19 protein-coding genes and 2 tRNA genes are annotated in these 15,586 nt (G+C 39.2%); all 21 read right to left on the bottom strand.

Translation table 11 applies throughout. The features are described from left to right. Nucleotides 1–52 precede the first annotated feature (52 nt). The 21 genes from IGK53_RS03755 to rnr all read right to left on the bottom strand — a co-directional run bounded on the left by IGK53_RS03755 (nt 53) and on the right by rnr (nt 15,585). Nucleotides 53–760, bottom strand: coding sequence for a GntR family transcriptional regulator (locus tag IGK53_RS03755; RefSeq protein WP_002313489.1), 708 nt, complete (start codon nt 758–760; stop codon nt 53–55). Nucleotides 761–979: 219 nt separating this feature from the next. After that, the gene (locus IGK53_RS03750) at nt 980–1,150 is read right to left on the bottom strand and encodes a hypothetical protein (protein ID WP_073357432.1); all 171 of its coding nucleotides are present in this window, start codon (nt 1,148–1,150) and stop codon (nt 980–982) included. A 123-nt stretch (nt 1,151–1,273) separates the two neighbouring features. Next, a tRNA-Gln gene (locus IGK53_RS03745) sits at nt 1,274–1,345 on the bottom strand. A gap of 6 nt (nt 1,346–1,351) precedes the next feature. Then, a tRNA-Tyr gene (locus IGK53_RS03740) sits at nt 1,352–1,432 on the bottom strand. Nucleotides 1,433–1,519: 87 nt separating this feature from the next. Beyond that, nucleotides 1,520–1,756, bottom strand: a complete 237-nt coding sequence (locus tag IGK53_RS03735; RefSeq protein ID WP_002316425.1) for a DUF2969 domain-containing protein — start codon at nt 1,754–1,756, stop codon at nt 1,520–1,522. Between the two features lie 110 nt (nt 1,757–1,866). Beyond that, the gene (locus IGK53_RS03730; RefSeq protein WP_002308583.1) at nt 1,867–2,751 is read right to left on the bottom strand and encodes an ROK family protein; all 885 of its coding nucleotides are present in this window, start codon (nt 2,749–2,751) and stop codon (nt 1,867–1,869) included. An 81-nt stretch (nt 2,752–2,832) separates the two neighbouring features. After that, nucleotides 2,833–3,303 carry a GNAT family N-acetyltransferase gene (locus IGK53_RS03725; protein ID WP_002308582.1) on the bottom strand — a complete coding sequence of 157 codons (471 nt, stop codon included), beginning with the start codon at nt 3,301–3,303 and terminating at the stop codon, nt 2,833–2,835. Between the two features lie 60 nt (nt 3,304–3,363). After that, nucleotides 3,364–3,660, bottom strand: a complete 297-nt coding sequence (gene yidD, locus IGK53_RS03720; protein WP_073357446.1) for a membrane protein insertion efficiency factor YidD — start codon at nt 3,658–3,660, stop codon at nt 3,364–3,366. Between the two features lie 131 nt (nt 3,661–3,791). Then, nucleotides 3,792–3,968 (bottom strand): DNA-directed RNA polymerase subunit beta, encoded by a 177-nt coding sequence (locus IGK53_RS03715; protein ID WP_002292789.1) that lies wholly within the window; start codon nt 3,966–3,968, stop codon nt 3,792–3,794. A 12-nt stretch (nt 3,969–3,980) separates the two neighbouring features. Continuing rightward, complete coding sequence (murA, locus tag IGK53_RS03710) at nt 3,981–5,282, bottom strand: UDP-N-acetylglucosamine 1-carboxyvinyltransferase (protein WP_073357430.1); 1,302 nt, start codon at nt 5,280–5,282, stop codon at nt 3,981–3,983. A gap of 99 nt (nt 5,283–5,381) precedes the next feature. After that, nucleotides 5,382–5,612, bottom strand: a complete 231-nt coding sequence (locus IGK53_RS03705) for a DUF1146 family protein (RefSeq protein ID WP_002300479.1) — start codon at nt 5,610–5,612, stop codon at nt 5,382–5,384. 336 nt (nt 5,613–5,948) lie between these two features. After that, complete coding sequence (locus IGK53_RS03700) at nt 5,949–6,371, bottom strand: F0F1 ATP synthase subunit epsilon (RefSeq protein ID WP_002289005.1); 423 nt, start codon at nt 6,369–6,371, stop codon at nt 5,949–5,951. Between the two features lie 13 nt (nt 6,372–6,384). Then, complete coding sequence (gene atpD / locus IGK53_RS03695; protein WP_002289006.1) at nt 6,385–7,791, bottom strand: F0F1 ATP synthase subunit beta; 1,407 nt, start codon at nt 7,789–7,791, stop codon at nt 6,385–6,387. 22 nt (nt 7,792–7,813) lie between these two features. Further along, a complete protein-coding gene (locus IGK53_RS03690) occupies nt 7,814–8,716 on the bottom strand; it encodes a F0F1 ATP synthase subunit gamma (protein ID WP_002292792.1) in 903 nt (300 codons plus the stop codon). A 13-nt stretch (nt 8,717–8,729) separates the two neighbouring features. Next, nucleotides 8,730–10,286 carry a F0F1 ATP synthase subunit alpha gene (atpA, locus tag IGK53_RS03685; RefSeq protein WP_002292793.1) on the bottom strand — a complete coding sequence of 519 codons (1,557 nt, stop codon included), beginning with the start codon at nt 10,284–10,286 and terminating at the stop codon, nt 8,730–8,732. A gap of 22 nt (nt 10,287–10,308) precedes the next feature. Next, entirely contained in the window at nt 10,309–10,851 is a 543-nt protein-coding gene (locus IGK53_RS03680; RefSeq protein ID WP_002292794.1) for a F0F1 ATP synthase subunit delta, read from the bottom strand. Further along, a complete protein-coding gene (gene atpF / locus IGK53_RS03675) occupies nt 10,838–11,362 on the bottom strand; it encodes a F0F1 ATP synthase subunit B (protein WP_002292796.1) in 525 nt (174 codons plus the stop codon). The genes IGK53_RS03680 and atpF overlap by 14 nt, the downstream gene beginning before the upstream one ends. Before the next feature lie 90 nt (nt 11,363–11,452). Continuing rightward, a complete protein-coding gene (atpE, locus tag IGK53_RS03670) occupies nt 11,453–11,668 on the bottom strand; it encodes an ATP synthase F0 subunit C (protein WP_002292797.1) in 216 nt (71 codons plus the stop codon). Between the two features lie 52 nt (nt 11,669–11,720). Then, nucleotides 11,721–12,440 (bottom strand): F0F1 ATP synthase subunit A, encoded by a 720-nt coding sequence (atpB, locus tag IGK53_RS03665; RefSeq protein ID WP_002300474.1) that lies wholly within the window; start codon nt 12,438–12,440, stop codon nt 11,721–11,723. A gap of 301 nt (nt 12,441–12,741) precedes the next feature. Further along, nucleotides 12,742–13,206, bottom strand: a complete 465-nt coding sequence (gene smpB / locus IGK53_RS03660) for an SsrA-binding protein SmpB (protein WP_002292799.1) — start codon at nt 13,204–13,206, stop codon at nt 12,742–12,744. A gap of 21 nt (nt 13,207–13,227) precedes the next feature. Continuing rightward, a complete protein-coding gene (rnr, locus tag IGK53_RS03655) occupies nt 13,228–15,585 on the bottom strand; it encodes a ribonuclease R (RefSeq protein ID WP_073357429.1) in 2,358 nt (785 codons plus the stop codon). Nucleotide 15,586 lies beyond the last annotated feature (1 nt).

Below are 15,586 nucleotides of genomic sequence, written 5' to 3'. Positions count from 1 at the left end.
GGTGATTCTGATTCTCTTTTTTTCGAATAAGGAATCAGGGATCACCTGTTTTTTATTTTTCCAAATAAAACTCAAAACGATTTCCTACATATTGCGTACGCACATACTCAAATGGCGTACCATCATCAAAATAGGAAATCTGACGCAAACGAAGAACTGCATCTCCTCGTTTCACCTCTAAATAGTCTGCGATTTTCTCAGAAGCCAATACAGCAGTAATCGTTTGATTCGCTGGACCGATTTTTTTCCCGCCTTTTTCTTCTAATGTGCGATACAGCGATTCAGTAATCTCTGCTTTGCTGTAGCCATCGATCAGCTTTTGCGGAACACTGGCTACTTCAAAACAAATAGGGACATCATCTGCAAAACGAATACGCTCCATTCGCAAGATCGTGTCATCTTTACTCAAGTTTAGTTTTTCCATTTCACTTGAGCTTGGCGAAGTCAAAAAGTAAGAGATTGTTCGACTAGAAGGTACTCTATTTTGCGATTCCATGATTTCTGTAAAACTTGTCGCGCCAGACATCTTTTCTTGTACTTTTTCTCGCGCAACATATGTACCCGAACCGATCTTTCTTTCTAAGATTCCTTCATCTGCCAAGTTTTGAATTGCTTGTCTCAACGTCATACGGCTGACATTGAATTTCACTGCTAATTCTCTTTCTGAAGGAAGACGGTCTCCGACTTTCCATATACCTTGTTCGATTTCATTTTTTAATTGGTCATGAATCTGTATATATACAGGTAATTGATTCGACATAACGTACACCCGTCCTTTCGTTTCTTCTATTATAACTGGTATATACCTGATTCACAACTGAAAAAGATAAAGGATTCTATCCATAAACAGATGATGTAGGTACAAATCCTTCTTCCCATTCCTATTAATAGAATTCATTTTCTAGATATGTCCTATTGAGAAAATAACAAAAGACCCTATAATCGCTGAAAATGCCGATTTATGGACCTTTTGTTATTATTAGCGGTTTTTAGCCATCCATTTTTTGGTATGATTCGTTGGGCGTTTTGGTTTTACATGGACTGCTTTTTCACCTTTTTTAGGAATGTTCACTTCGATATCGTATTTTTCTGATTTGACCAAGTCATATAACTTTTCAGCTGCTTCGTCTACTTTTTCTTTCCACTTCATTTTGACCCCTCCAATTTTTTTTGTTAACTTAACTCTATCTTAATTTGACAGAATCTTCAAGGAACAAGGTAGCAAAGCAAAAAAAGAGCTCTCGAACTTACGAGAGCCTACGGTTGTGCTATACTGGGGTAGCTGGATTCGAACCAACGCATGAGGGAGTCAAAGTCCCTTGCCTTACCGCTTGGCTATACCCCAATGAAATGGAGGAGAGTGGATTCGAACCACTGAACCCTAAGGAACGGATTTACAGTCCGTCGCGTTTAGCCACTTCGCTACTCCTCCGAAAGGTTTATATCAACCTGACTTAGTTATAATACCTAATTTTCCAGATTTTTGCAACCCTTTATTGAAAGTTTTTTTGATATTTTTTTATTCGTGCAGATTCCAGTGACGAATCACTGTTTCTATCGCGTTTTCAAGACTTTTTTCTTTTCCAAAATCTTCTTCACCAAAGAAAATTTCATATTCTTTTGGTCCATAGGCTAAAATTTCACCAATCATTTTTTTTCCTATAAATAACTGAGTGACTTCATAATTCTTACCTTTGATATCTTTTTTTACTTCTTCGATACGTACTTCAATATCTTTATTTTTTTTTGACATCATTTTCACCTCTCAGACATTTTATCATATTGCAGCCAATAAAACATTCCTTAGGCAAAAATCTCTTGTCCATTTCATCTTCTTTTATGCAAGAAGTGACTTCTCTAAAGCTTTTAATTCTCCCCTTGACCTATAGCGATATAGTTGGCCGCTGCGCCTACAAGGTTAGCATCGTTTCTGTATTCACACAATAGGATCTGTGGCTCGAAATCATGCAGGTCGAATTGATCTGTCAACTTCTTCATTCTACTTTGGATCTCATCGATGAGCCCATCCTTTGCAGAAACGCCACCGCCTAATACGATAACTTCCGGATCGAATGAAAATTGGATACTGAATAAACCTTTTGCAAGGTACGTATAAAAACTCTCAACTTCTTCTTTTGCTATTTCATCCCCAGTTTCTGCTAATTCAAAGACGTCTTTTCCGGTATAAGTATTCTTATCGACTCCTTTGCGTTCACAATACCGCCAAGCCATCTGTACGGCTGTACCAAGTTTACTAAATGTCTGATCGCCCTCTAAGAACATCAAACCGAACTCTCCACCATAAAGATGTGCACCTTTATTGATTTGGCCTTTCGTGAACATCGCCCCACCAATCCCAGTTCCTACCACGACAAAAGCAACATCTTGATAATCACGAGCAGCTCCTTCATAAAACTCAGCCATTCCGGCACAGTTGGCGTCATTTTCAATCGTTACCGGAAGTTGAAACAAAGTTTCCAAATCTCTAAAAATATTAAAGCCATGAATATAAGGGATCGCACTGATTCCCTCAATTACCTGTTTCTCATTATTCACTACTCCAGGTGAGCTGATCCCAATTCCTTCAATCTCAAAAGAAAGACACATGTCTTTATAGACTTGTAATAATTGCGCTTTCATTTCTTCCCAAGATTCGGGCGTTGCAAATTGGCCCTTGCCTTTGACATCTTTACTATCCCAACAACCATATTTGACAGCCGACCCGCCAAAATCAAAAACTAATATCCCCATAAACATATTCTCCTTTTTGCTTGCTAAAGCTATTGTAATGTATATGTTTAGTATTTGAAAGCATTTTCTCGGATCACAAGTCTATTCGTTAAAGCTGGTTTTGTGTAAGTGAATTGCTAAAATCACTTGATCTCGCAATTGTTCTCCGTTCTCAAAAATCGGTTTAGAATAATGATGGATAAAATAGTCTTTGACTCGACCAATCTCCACATAGCCCATTTTTTGATAGAGATGTAACGCAGCACTGCTAGTACTGCCGGTTCGTATGATGATCTGAGTTTGACTGGAAGCGAGCTGTGAAAGCTCCTGAAAAGCTGTCTCAAGGAGTTTCCCACCAATCCCTTTTCCTTGATGCGAAGGTTCTACAGCTACGTTAACGATTTCGAATTCTTTTTCCCTTACTATATAGATCAGTATACCTATTGTTTTTTCTTTTTCTTTCCATATCCAGCCGTTCCCCTTTGAAACATATACCTGAACTTTTTCTTTATCAGGATCTGCATCTAATAACAAGGACCATGGTAAATCTATCTTATTGAGTTCTTCGATCATTTTTGACCTCCATATATGTAGTCATGAAGTCGTTGCTTTGATAGTCACTCTCTCTTTTCTTTATTGCCCAGTACTACCCGTATTTTTCACAACCTTTTCATAATCTGGTTCTTTTTTATCTTTCTTATTTCTCGTTAATTGAAAGGTCAAAGGTACATAGTCAATACCGCCTTTGACAAAGGGATGACAGCGTAAGATCCGAGCCGTTCCCATTACCGTCCCTTTTAGCGCACCATGAGTTTGAATTGCTTTTATCATATAATTAGAACAGGTTGGATAATAGCGGCAACTAGGAGGAAATGCAGGCGAAATAAAGCGCTGATATCCTCTAACTAAATAAATCAATATCTTCTTCATCAACTAGATTCCTTCTTTTCTTTTACTAAAAAAAGGGATCGCGACTAAAGTCAACGTTCCCTTCTGTTTTCTTTTATCCTATGCTGCTTCATAGCTCATTTCCTATCGACTAGAACCACCGTAATTAATTATCAATGAAAAAAGTCTCGAATATGAATCCACAAGCTTGGTTGAAATACTTTAAATGGATTGCCACCACCGATGACGCCATATCCAATCATCGTTCCGGCTACAAAAAGAAGGATAAGTAATAAGATCACCACTAAAATCTTTATCAGAGTTAATAAGATATATCGTTGGTTACTCATTCAGCCACTTCCTTATGCAATCGTTTGTGCTGTTTTTTCAGCAGGAGTTTGATCCATGTCTACACGTTCAACATCTGCACCTAATTTTTGTAGTTTGATATGGAAGTTATAATAGCCACGATCTAGATAATTCAAGTTACGGACACGTGTGATTCCATTTGCTTTCAAGCCAGCTAAAACTAATGCTGCTGCTGCACGCAAGTCTGTTGCATACACTTCCGCACCTTGCAATTCATGGTTTCCATCCATGATTGCTACATTTCCATCGATTTTGACGTGGGCGTTCATACGGCGCATTTCTTCTAAATGTTGGAACCGATTTTCAAAAACTGTTTCAGTTACTACGCTTGTACCTTCTGCCACTAATTGGATGGCTGTCATTTGAGCTTGCATATCTGTAGGGAAACCAGGATGAGGCATCGTTTTTACATCTGTAGGTAAGATATGTTTTGGTCCGATGACACGGATTCCGCCTTCTTCTTCAATGATTTCTGCACCCATTTCGATCAATTTAGAAATCAATGGGCGGTTATGTTCAGAGATAGCATCAGCAATCAGTACATTGCCTTCTGTCATTGCAGCAGCGACCATAAAGGTACCAGCTTCGATACGATCTTGTACGATTGAATGGTTGACTGCATGTAAATGATCAACGCCTTCGATACGCATTGTTTCAGTACCCGCTCCATAGATATGAGCACCCATTTTATTTAAAATATTTGCTAAATCAACGATTTCTGGTTCGCGAGCTACGTTTTCAATGATGGTTGTTCCTTTTGCTTTTACGGCAGCCATCATGATATTTTGAGTAGCACCTACACTAGGAAAATCTAAATAAATCGTGTTACCGATCAATTCATCTGCAATTGCTTCAATATAGCCGTTTTTTTGAATAATTTTTGCTCCTAAAGCTTGAAATCCTTTTAAATGTAAATCGATTGGGCGTTTACCAATCGCACATCCACCAGGCATAGCCACTTTTGCATGTCCATTTCTAGCAAGTAGCGGTCCCATCACAACGATTGAAGCACGCATTTGACTAACATATTCATAAGGCGCTTCGATCTCTAATTGTCTTGAAGCGTCGATGGTTACTTGATTCTTTTGTTCATCAAAATCTACATCTACATTTAAGTGACGAATCACTTGATTCATAGTGAAGACATCAGAAAGAATCGGAACGTTGTCTAATGTCGTAATACCTTCTTCTGCTAACAAACTGGCAGCTAAAATAGGCAATACAGCATTTTTAGCTCCTTCAATTCTTACTGTTCCATTTAATTGATTGCCACCTCTTACGATGATCTCTTCCATGTTGTTGTTCCCTCCAAAAAATTCCAATGAGCATACACTTACTCAAAATCTTTTCTATTATAACACCCTTGCTTTTAAAATAGTACCTTTTTTTAAAATTTACAGGCTAACGAAAAGATTTCGGCATAAAGCGATAACTTCTAAGAAAAAATTACTTGCAGTGTACCCTAAAAAGATTGAAAAAAGTACGATTGCCATTCTAATTTGCGTATTATGCATTGGTCTAAAAAAAGTCTCAATGCGTAACGAACGTAAAGACCAGAAGGCTAAGTAGATAAACGCCAAATGACTCACGATTCGAAGTATCGCATCAATTCCGTATACTTGCATAATGACGTCCTTTCTAACAGTTGTTTTTATAATAACTAATAAAATGATAATACCATAAAATGTATAAAAGGAAAAACAAGTATACTTAAAAATAGAGGAATACCCTTACATTTTTAGGAAATAAGGGAAAAAATATGCAAAAAAAGAGACTGAGACAAAAGTCTTGTCTCAGTCCTTTATTCTAAATAAACGGTGTTCTCCTGCCAACTCCTCGGTCACAAGCCACAATATTCATCAAACATGAGAACCTGTTTTTTTTAATTTGTTCCTTGTGACCTCGGAGCTGAATGGCAGGCTCACGACCTCTGATACACGGATAAACATCTGCTTCTCATTTTATGAGTGCTTAGATACTTTAATACGATTGATTGCTCGATGCAACGCAACAGTTGCCCGCTTCAATTCGTTCGTATCTTGTTTTGCTTTTGCTTCTTCGATCTGGCGTTCTGCACGTTGTTTTGCACGTTCCGCACGAGATACATCGATATCCCGTTCACGTTCCGCACTATCAGCAACGATTGAAACAACATTATCACGCACTTCCATGATTCCGCCATTCACAGCAATCCAATCGACATGGGTATCTGAATCTGTCCGTTTTACACGAACTTCATCAATCGTCAAAGGAACGATGATCGGTGCATGTTTAGGCAAAATCCCAAGCTCACCAGCTGTCGTACGTGCGACGACGATAGCTGCATGGTGATCATAGACCAAACCGGCAGGAGTTACCACATTTACTGTTAAATATTGATCCATGGGGCACCCCTTTCTAGTAGCCTAGTGTTTTCGCTTTTTCTACGACGTCTTCGATTCGGCCAACACTTCGGAAAGCTTCTTCAGGAAGATCATCGTATTTGCCTTCCAAGATTTCGCGGAATCCTTTCACTGTTTCTTCTACAGGAACATAAGAACCTGGAAGACCAGTAAATTGTTCAGCCACGTTAAAGTTTTGTGACAAGAAGAATTGGACTCTGCGGGCACGAGAAACTAACACTTTTTCCTGATCGGATAATTCATCCATACCTAAGATAGCAATAATATCTTGTAATTCGCGATATCGTTGCAATACGTGTTGGACTTCTGTTGCTACTTTATAGTGTTCTTCTCCCACGATTTCAGGTGCTAAAGCACTTGAAGAAGAAGCCAATGGATCTACCGCTGGATAAATCCCTTGTTCTGTTAATTTACGTTCCAAGTTGGTTGTCGCATCCAAATGGGCGAATGCTGTTGCCGGCGCCGGGTCAGTGTAGTCATCGGCTGGCACATAGATGGCTTGGATCGATGTAATCGAACCTTTTTTCGTAGATGTGATACGTTCTTGCAATTGACCCATTTCTGTTGCCAATGTTGGTTGATAACCAACCGCAGAAGGCATCCGTCCTAACAAGGCTGATACTTCAGATCCAGCTTGAGTGAAACGGAAAATATTGTCGATGAACAACAGTACATCTTGGCCTTCTACATCACGGAAATATTCCGCAATCGTCAAACCAGTTAACGCAACACGCATACGTGCACCTGGTGGTTCGTTCATTTGACCGAACACCATGGCTGTCTTTTCGATAACTCCTGAATCTTTCATTTCATAATACAAGTCATTACCTTCACGAGTACGTTCACCAACACCGGTAAATACAGAAATACCACCGTGTTCTTGGGCGATATTATGGATTAGTTCTTGGATCAGTACGGTTTTACCAACACCGGCACCACCAAATAGTCCAACTTTCCCACCTTTTAAATATGGGGCAAGCAAGTCGATAACTTTGATCCCTGTTTCCAAAATTTCTGTACTTGTACTTAATTCGTCAAAGGCTGGTGCTTTTTTATGAATTTCGCTTCTTTCCGCATCTTCTGGGAAAGGTGTTTCTAAATCGATCGTATCTCCTAGTACGTTGAATACGCGACCTAATGTTTCTTTACCTACAGGAACAGAGATTGCTTTGCCTGTATCAATGACTTCCATTCCTCTTTGTAAACCATCTGTTGATTCCATTGCAATGGTTCGGATCACTCCGTCCCCTAATTCTAATGCTGCTTCAAGAACAACTTTTGATTTATTTTCGTCATTTTTATAAACAACTAATGCGTTGTTGATATCTGGTAAGGATTGGTCTAAAGAAAATTCCACGTCGACAACGGGACCGATTACTTGAACAATCTTGCCTGAACTCATCTTTTTTCCTCCAATCTCAATACTATTCTAGTGCCGAAGCTCCGGCAACAATTTCGGTAATTTCTTGGGTAATAGCCCCTTGTCTTGCACGGTTGTAAGAAACCGTCAGCTCATCAATGATATTAGCAGCATTATCAGTTGCTGTTTTCATTGCTGTCATACCAGCAGCATGTTCTGCTGTTTTGGCGTCAACGATCGCACCGTAGATCAAACTTTCAGCATACTGAGGCAATAACTGAGACAAGATTTCTTCTTTTGAAGGTTCAAAAATATATTCTTGTTCGAAAGTCGTTGCTTCTTCTGGATCTAAGTCTGAGATTGGCAGCATTTTTTCTACACGAAACTGACTAGTTAGCGAATTGATATGATGGTTATAACATACGTATAATTCATCGAATACTTCGTTTTGGTACATAGTTGTTGCCATATTTACGATTTTGCGGACTTCATCAAAGCTTGGCTGATCAGATAAATTGCGCAGCTCATATGCTAGGTTGATACCGCGTGCTTTAAAGAAGTCTGCACCAGTTCCGCCAATTGCGATCATCACGTAATCATCGGGTGATTGGTGGTCTTCTTCTAAAATAGACATCGTTTGTTTCAATATCGAACTGTTATATCCACCGACCAGACCGCCATCTGCAGTGATGACGATATAACCGGTTTTCTTCACAGGACGGCTGAGCAGCATGCTGTTGTAATTGATATCCCCTCTAGGATTTTCTGAGGCAATATCATTTAACTGAGTAGCAGTCAAATGCGTAACGATTTCCCTTACTTTTGTTGCATAAACCTGAAACTTCTGTGAAGAAGCTTCAGATTTTGTCAACTTAGAAGCAGACACCATCTGCATTGCCCGCGTGATTTGGCTCGTTTTTTTCGTTGAAGCGATACGTGTCTTGATTTCATTTAATGAAGCACCCATTCATCTCACCTCACTATGCATTTTGAATGGATTTCAATTTATCTTCTGTAGAGGAATTATTTCCTTTTGTAGCTAAGAACATGTCTTTATATTCCTGAATCGCACTGTTCAACGTTTCTTCTTCTGGAAGATCTTTTGTTGTACGGATTGTTTCAAAAATATCTGAATGATTGGTATCCAGATATTCGAATAATTCATGTTCGAAGTCTAAAATACTGTCTACAGGGATACTGTCCAAGAATCCATGCGTCAAGGCATACAAAATCACTACTTGTTTTTCAACAGCTAGCGGTGCATGCAGTTTTTGTTTCAAGATTTCTACTGTACGGCGTCCACGATTTAGTTTTGCTTGTGTTGCCGCATCCAAATCAGAACCGAATTGTGTAAATGCTTCTAATTCACGATAACTTGCTAAGTCTAGACGTAAAGTCCCAGCAACTTTTTTCATTGCTTTGATTTGCGCAGAACCCCCTACACGAGAGACAGATAGTCCGGCATCAACCGCTGGACGAGTACCTGCGTAGAACAAGTCGCTTTCTAAGAAGATTTGTCCGTCAGTGATTGAAATAACGTTTGTTGGGATATAAGCAGAGATATCTCCAGCTTGCGTTTCAACAAATGGTAAAGCAGTCATTGAACCGCCGCCTAAATCATCACTTAATTTTGCTGCACGTTCTAATAAACGTGAGTGCAAGTAGAAAACATCCCCAGGATAAGCTTCACGACCTGGTGGACGGCGAAGTAGCAAGGAAAGTTCACGATAAGCAACAGCTTGTTTTGAAAGATCATCAAAAATGATCAATACATGTTTACCATTGTACATGAATTCTTCACCCATTGCAGTACCAGCATATGGTGCGATATAAAGCAATGGTGCTGGTTGAGACGCACCGGCATTCACAACGATTGTGTAATCCATTGCGCCATATTTTTTCAATGTTTCAACTTGTGTACGAACTGTAGAATCTTTTTGTCCGATTGCTACATAGATACAGATCATATCTTGGCCTTTTTGGTTGATGATCGTATCGATCGCAATAGAAGTTTTCCCTGTTTTACGGTCACCGATGACTAATTCACGTTGTCCGCGTCCGATTGGCACAAGGGCGTCGATCGCTTTTAGCCCTGTTTGCATTGGTTCGTTAACAGATTTACGTTGCATAACGCCTGGTGCCATCGCTTCTACTGGACGAGCTTTGTCAGTAACGATTTCACCTAGTCCGTCGATTGGTTGACCTAGCGGATTGACTACCCGACCAATCAAGGCCTCTCCAACTGGAACTTCCATGATTTTACCTGTTCGTTTTACTTTATCTCCTTCACGAATGGACTCGAAATCGCCAAGGATAATGATACCTACATCATTTGACTCTAAGTTTTGCGCCATTCCGTATGAGCCGTTTGAAAATTCAAGCAACTCACCACTCATCGCGTTTTCTAAACCATGTGCACGAGCGATCCCGTCACCTACATAAGTTACGGTACCGATTTCTTCGACTGAAAGCACGTTTTGATAATTTTCAATTTGTTCTTTAATCAAGGCACTAATTTCTTCTGCTTTGATGGCCATTCGATTCACCTACCTCTTTGTACTATCTATTTAATTGATTACGCATTTTTTCTAATTGCGTGCGAATGCTTCCGTCGATTACTCGATGGTTGGCTTCAACAATCGCGCCACCAATAATAGAAGAATCAACGATTTGTTTTAATTCAACTGATTGATAGTCCATTGTTTTTGCAACATTCTTTTCTAATTGTATTCGTTGTTCGTCTGAAAGTGGGACTGCTGTTGTGACACTTCCCAATAGTAACCCTTGATGTTCATCATATCGACGTTCATATTCTTCGATCATGAACAAAAGGTCATCCATTCGGTTATACTCATAAACAACTTCTAAAAAGTTTTTAACGATCCCATCATAACCGCTGACAAGCTTGTCCATGATTTCTCGTTTTTCATGAGGTTCTAGACGAACATCACTTAACATATTCCCTAATCCAGGTACTTGTTCATAGATTTGACGTAAACTTACGAGATCTTGATAGATTTCTTCTGCTTGATTTGAATCGATCGCCAGTTCAAATAAAGCTTTCCCGTAACGTCTTCCTACTGTATATTTATCTAGTTTCATTTGAAGAACCTAGACCTTCAATGTATTGATTGATTAATGATTCATGCATTTCTGGAGATAATTCTTTGTTCAAGATTTTTTCCGCGATTTGAAGAGAGAGTTCTGCAACGTCGTCTTTTACAGAGTTCAGCGCTGAATCACGTTCTACAGTGATATCAGCTTGGGCTTTGCTTTTTAGACGAGCTGCTTCTTCTTGAGCATCCTTCAAAATATTTTGGCGGCTTAATTCTCCACTTTCTTTCGCATTTTTGATGATATCAGCTGCATCAGAACGAGAGGCTAACAATTGTTGTTCGCGTTCTTGTTCCATTTTCGCTGAGTTGATGCGAGATTGTTCTGCAGAATCTAAATCATTGGCGATCTTGTCTTCACGTTTTTTCAAAATATCGCTGATTGGTCCCCAAGCAAAGTGCTTCAAGAGAGCCAGTAGTATCAAAAATGAGCCGCTGACAACGATGATGTTACCTAACATCGCATTGCCAACTTCTGCAATTGCCAATTGATTCAGCATAGGCGAGCCTTCCTTTCTTTGGAGTATTTCTAGTTTCCATGTAAAAAAGCAGTAACAAACGATGTTGTTTCTGCCTTAATACTGATTCAATTAAACGGCAAAAACTAGAATCAAGGCGATAACTACCCCTAAGATAGGAACAGCTTCAACTAGAGCTACCCCGATAAACATTGTTGTACGGAATTGACCAGACATTTCAGGTTGGCGAGCCATTGATTCGATTGTTTTAGAGATAACTTGACCGTTACCATAACCGGCTCCGATTGCTGCTCCCATGATTGCGATTGCTGCTGCGATATAATTCATAATTGTTTTCCTCCTAAAATAGATAAATAGTAGTTTGTTTTTTAACCGAGTATTATTCTTCTACTTCAATCTTATGGCTCATATAAACCATTGACAAAGTAACAAAGACAAATGCTTGGATGCTCCCAATAAACAAGGAGAACGCGATCCATACCATCTCTAATGGAATTGCTAATGGTAATGAGAACCAGCCTAAGCTTGTCATCATTTTTGCAATCAAGGTTAGCAAAACTTCCCCCGCATAAATATTCCCATAAAGACGTAAAGCAAGTGTTAATAAGTTTGTAAATTCTTCAATCAGTTTCATCGGAAACATAAAACTATAGGGTTTCAAGAACGAATTTACGAAATATCCTTTGAAGCCTAACTTTTTCACCCCGAATAAGTGAGTAAGTAAGATCATTATAAATGCCAAAGTTAAAGTAACAAACGGGTCTGCTGTCGGGCTTTTCCAAAGCGTTGTTTCGTTAGGTAAGACGATTTTTGTTACTAAACCGATGTTGTTTGCAACAAAAACAAATAAAAACAATGTAAATGCCAACAAATGGAAATTGCTCAATTCTTTTCTAGGCAGATTATCTGTTACGATTCCTCGACTAAAATCAATGACCCATTCTATCGCATTTTGTTTGCCTGTTGGTTTCAACTTAAGATTTCTTGTAAAAAAGTAAGCTAAGAAGAAAACAATCAAACAGGTCAGTAACACCATTATACAAACTGTACCATCAAACCAAATTGGTCCAATGTGGAACGTTAGCGAGCGTTCATCCAATCCATTTCACCTCTTTTCCCCGAAATTCACATAAAATCAATTCATGTGCGTATCTGGTTTTTTCCAATCGGTTTCTAACCACACGGTATCATACCACCATGAAACAGAAAATTCAAAACATTTTCATGAAAATTAGACACTTTTTTATTTCAGTCAAAAACGAAGCGAATTTTTCCCCATGCACGGTGCTCCTGATCTAAGAAAAAACCTGTGATAATCATGTTTTATCAGATTAAATGCTAACAAATTTTATCATTAAGTAAAAGCAAAAGCACCGAATATGCGAAAAAGGATAATGAAATTATCTAGAGAAATTTTTTAATGTTCGATCAATTTGTCGATCGATATCTTTTCGTTTCAAATCTTCCCGTTTATCATACGATTTTTTTCCTTTTGCCAGACCAATCAATACCTTGGCATAGCCGTTACGAATATAGACTTTTAAAGGAACAACAGTGATTCCCGTGTTTTTCAATTCGTTTTCAAGACGAACGATTTGTTTCTTGTGCAATAATAGTTTTCTCGTGCGCAACGGATCATGATTAAAAATATTTCCTTGTTCATAAGGACTGATATGAACATTATGCAAGAAAGCTTCCCCGTTGCGGACACGAATAAATCCATCTTTCAGATTGATCCGGCTGTTTCGTATCGACTTGATCTCCGTTCCTTGCAAGACCATCCCTGCTTCCATCGTGTCGATGATCGAATAATCATGGCGAGCTTTCTTGTTTTGTGCAATTAATTTTCCCTCGCCTTTTGGCATAGCTGTTTCCTCCAACTCATTTTATTTTTTCTTTTTCTTCTTTTTGACACCTTTGTAAAATGGCTTTTTCCCTTTTTTCTTACCGAACGTTTGCTTACTATCACTATATCGTTTGTTCTTCTTGCCATTTTTTTCTGAGCGTTTGCCTGCTTGTTTTCCTTCTCGTTTTCCAGATTTTCCATTGCGTGATTTTGGACGTTCCAACGCAGTGACCTCTTCTGCGGAAACGAGTTCAAAATCCACTGCTCGTTCATCTGGATCAGCTTTGACTACTTTTACGCGCACTTTTTGTCCGATTTTAAAAGTCAGACCGGTTCTTTCACCAACAAGTGCTAAATGATTTTCAATAAAATGGAAGTAGTCTTGTTTCAATTCATTGATATGGATCAATCCTTCTACTGTATTCGGCAGTTCGATAAACAGTCCGAATTTCACAACAGAGCTGATGATCCCGTCGAATTCTTCTCCCACTTTGTCCATCATGAATTCTGCTTTCTTCATCGCATCTACTTCACGTTCTGTTTCTACTGCGCGACGCTCCATCTTAGAACTATGATCTGCGATTTCAGGAAGTTCCTCAGCCCATAAACTTTGAATGCTTTCACTTTTATCTTGGCTATAGGAACGGATCAGCCGATGGACGATCAGATCGGGATATCGTCGAATAGGAGATGTAAAATGTGTGTAGTAATCTGCTGCTAAGCCATAATGTCCAAAATTATCTTCTGAATAGCGTGCTTGTTGCATACTTCTTAGCAACATAGTATTGATAACTGCTGCTTCTGGTTTATCTTCTACTCCTTCGATCACATGCTGTAAATCTTTTGGTGTAATCGTTCCTTTCGTTCCTCGTACCAGAATGCCCAAAGCTGAAGCAAAATCAAAGAAGCGCTGCATTTTTTCTTCTTTTGGCTGTTCATGGATTCGATAAATAAACGGAAGATTTAATTTATTATAATGTTCAGCTACCGTTTCGTTGGCGGCAAGCATAAAGGATTCGATCAAGCGTTCACCTATCCCTCTGCTTCTTAGCTGGATGTCATTTGGATGTCCTTCAGCATCAACAAGGATCTTCGCTTCACGATCCTCAAAAGAAATCGCTCCACGTTTAATTCGCATCGTTTCGAGGATTCGATGCAATTCACCCATTTCTTGGAACATAGGCACGAGCTGAGCATAGCGTTGCATCGTTTCTTCATCTTGATCTTCTAAGATTTGATTGACAGCTGTGTAGGTCATCCGTTCTGTTGTTTGGATCACACTTGGAAAAATCTCATGTGAGACAACTTGTCCATTTGGATCGATCTCCATTTCACAACTCATGGTGAGTCGTGGAACATGGGGATTCAATGAACAGATACCATTGGATAAACGTTGTGGGATCATCGGAATCACTCGATCGGTCAAATAGACACTTGTTCCTCTTTCGTATGCTTCTCTGTCCAGTTGACTGCCTTGCGTCACATAGTAAGATACATCTGCAATGTGTACTCCAAGAAAATAATTACCATTTTCTAATTTTTTTACCGTTACTGCATCATCTAGATCTTTTGCATCTTCTCCATCAATTGTAACAATGAGCTGATTTCTTAAATCTCTGCGTCCAACAATATCCGTTTCGCTGATCTGGTCTGGAACTTCATCTGCCTCAGACAATACATCATCAGGAAATTTTGTAGGAATACCGTTAGCCACGACAATCGAGAGGATATCCATGCCAGGGTCATTCTTATGACCAATCACTTGCTTGATTATCCCTTCTAAACTAGTCGCATACCCTTTTTCAGGGTAATGGGTCAGTTCGATCAGTACAATACTTCCGTCAACTGGACGAACTCCCTCTGCCGCTGCATACACTTTGAATTGGTTAAGCTTTCTATCTTTCGGGATGACCACACCATAAAGATCCGTTTCCTGTATCTCTTCGTCTGAATAAGCAACAAATTCTCCGGCTAACTGAGTAGTCGCTCGGTCTCGAATCTCCACTACTTTTCCCTCTGCTCCGCGATCCATATCTGTATTTGCTCGCTTCATGATATCAATTGCTACGGTATCCCCATCCATTGCAAAGCCAGTCGCTTCTTTCGGGATATAGATATCATCTTCTTCGGGATCAATCGTTACAAATCCAAATCCTCGTTCATTTGACCGAAATGTCCCTTCGACCAAGATTGGCTTTAAAGGAAGTTTCACTTTTCCTTTTTTATTGAAAACGATACTCTGTTCTCTTTCCATTTGAGCAATCGTTTGTACTAGTAATTTAAAATCATCGCTTTTTTGAAAGCCTAGACCTTCAGCGATTTCTTCCATAGAAAAACTACGTTTGCGACTGCTTTCCATGAAAAAGAGAATTTTCTCTTTTATTGTTTCTTTTGTCATA

It is taken from the genome of Enterococcus sp. DIV1224, assembly GCF_050555455.1.
Lineage (GTDB): Bacteria > Bacillota > Bacilli > Lactobacillales > Enterococcaceae > Enterococcus_B > Enterococcus_B lactis.
The sequence above is the reverse complement of the archived record's forward strand: the minus strand, read 5'-3'. Positions and strand labels throughout refer to the sequence as shown.

Bases quoted from the DNA above. Each gene is read 5' to 3' on its own strand.
- IGK53_RS03755 (WP_002313489.1), bottom strand. From the start codon at position 760: ATGTCGAATCAATTACCTGTATATATACAGATTCATGACCAATTAAAA.
- IGK53_RS03750 (WP_073357432.1), bottom strand. From the start codon at position 1,150: ATGAAGTGGAAAGAAAAAGTAGACGAAGCAGCTGAAAAGTTATATGAC.
- IGK53_RS03735 (WP_002316425.1), bottom strand. From the start codon at position 1,756: ATGATGTCAAAAAAAAATAAAGATATTGAAGTACGTATCGAAGAAGTA.
- IGK53_RS03730 (WP_002308583.1), bottom strand. From the start codon at position 2,751: ATGGGGATATTAGTTTTTGATTTTGGCGGGTCGGCTGTCAAATATGGT.
- IGK53_RS03725 (WP_002308582.1), bottom strand. From the start codon at position 3,303: ATGATCGAAGAACTCAATAAGATAGATTTACCATGGTCCTTGTTATTA.
- yidD (WP_073357446.1), bottom strand. From the start codon at position 3,660: ATGAAGAAGATATTGATTTATTTAGTTAGAGGATATCAGCGCTTTATT.
- IGK53_RS03715 (WP_002292789.1), bottom strand. From the start codon at position 3,968: ATGAGTAACCAACGATATATCTTATTAACTCTGATAAAGATTTTAGTG.
- murA (WP_073357430.1), bottom strand. From the start codon at position 5,282: ATGGAAGAGATCATCGTAAGAGGTGGCAATCAATTAAATGGAACAGTA.
- IGK53_RS03705 (WP_002300479.1), bottom strand. From the start codon at position 5,612: ATGCAAGTATACGGAATTGATGCGATACTTCGAATCGTGAGTCATTTG.
- IGK53_RS03700 (WP_002289005.1), bottom strand. From the start codon at position 6,371: ATGGATCAATATTTAACAGTAAATGTGGTAACTCCTGCCGGTTTGGTC.
- atpD (WP_002289006.1), bottom strand. From the start codon at position 7,791: ATGAGTTCAGGCAAGATTGTTCAAGTAATCGGTCCCGTTGTCGACGTG.
- IGK53_RS03690 (WP_002292792.1), bottom strand. From the start codon at position 8,716: ATGGGTGCTTCATTAAATGAAATCAAGACACGTATCGCTTCAACGAAA.
- atpA (WP_002292793.1), bottom strand. From the start codon at position 10,286: ATGGCCATCAAAGCAGAAGAAATTAGTGCCTTGATTAAAGAACAAATT.
- IGK53_RS03680 (WP_002292794.1), bottom strand. From the start codon at position 10,851: ATGAAACTAGATAAATATACAGTAGGAAGACGTTACGGGAAAGCTTTA.
- atpF (WP_002292796.1), bottom strand. From the start codon at position 11,362: ATGCTGAATCAATTGGCAATTGCAGAAGTTGGCAATGCGATGTTAGGT.
- atpE (WP_002292797.1), bottom strand. From the start codon at position 11,668: ATGAATTATATCGCAGCAGCAATCGCAATCATGGGAGCAGCAATCGGA.
- smpB (WP_002292799.1), bottom strand. From the start codon at position 13,206: ATGCCAAAAGGCGAGGGAAAATTAATTGCACAAAACAAGAAAGCTCGC.
- rnr (WP_073357429.1), bottom strand. From the start codon at position 15,585: ATGACAAAAGAAACAATAAAAGAGAAAATTCTCTTTTTCATGGAAAGC.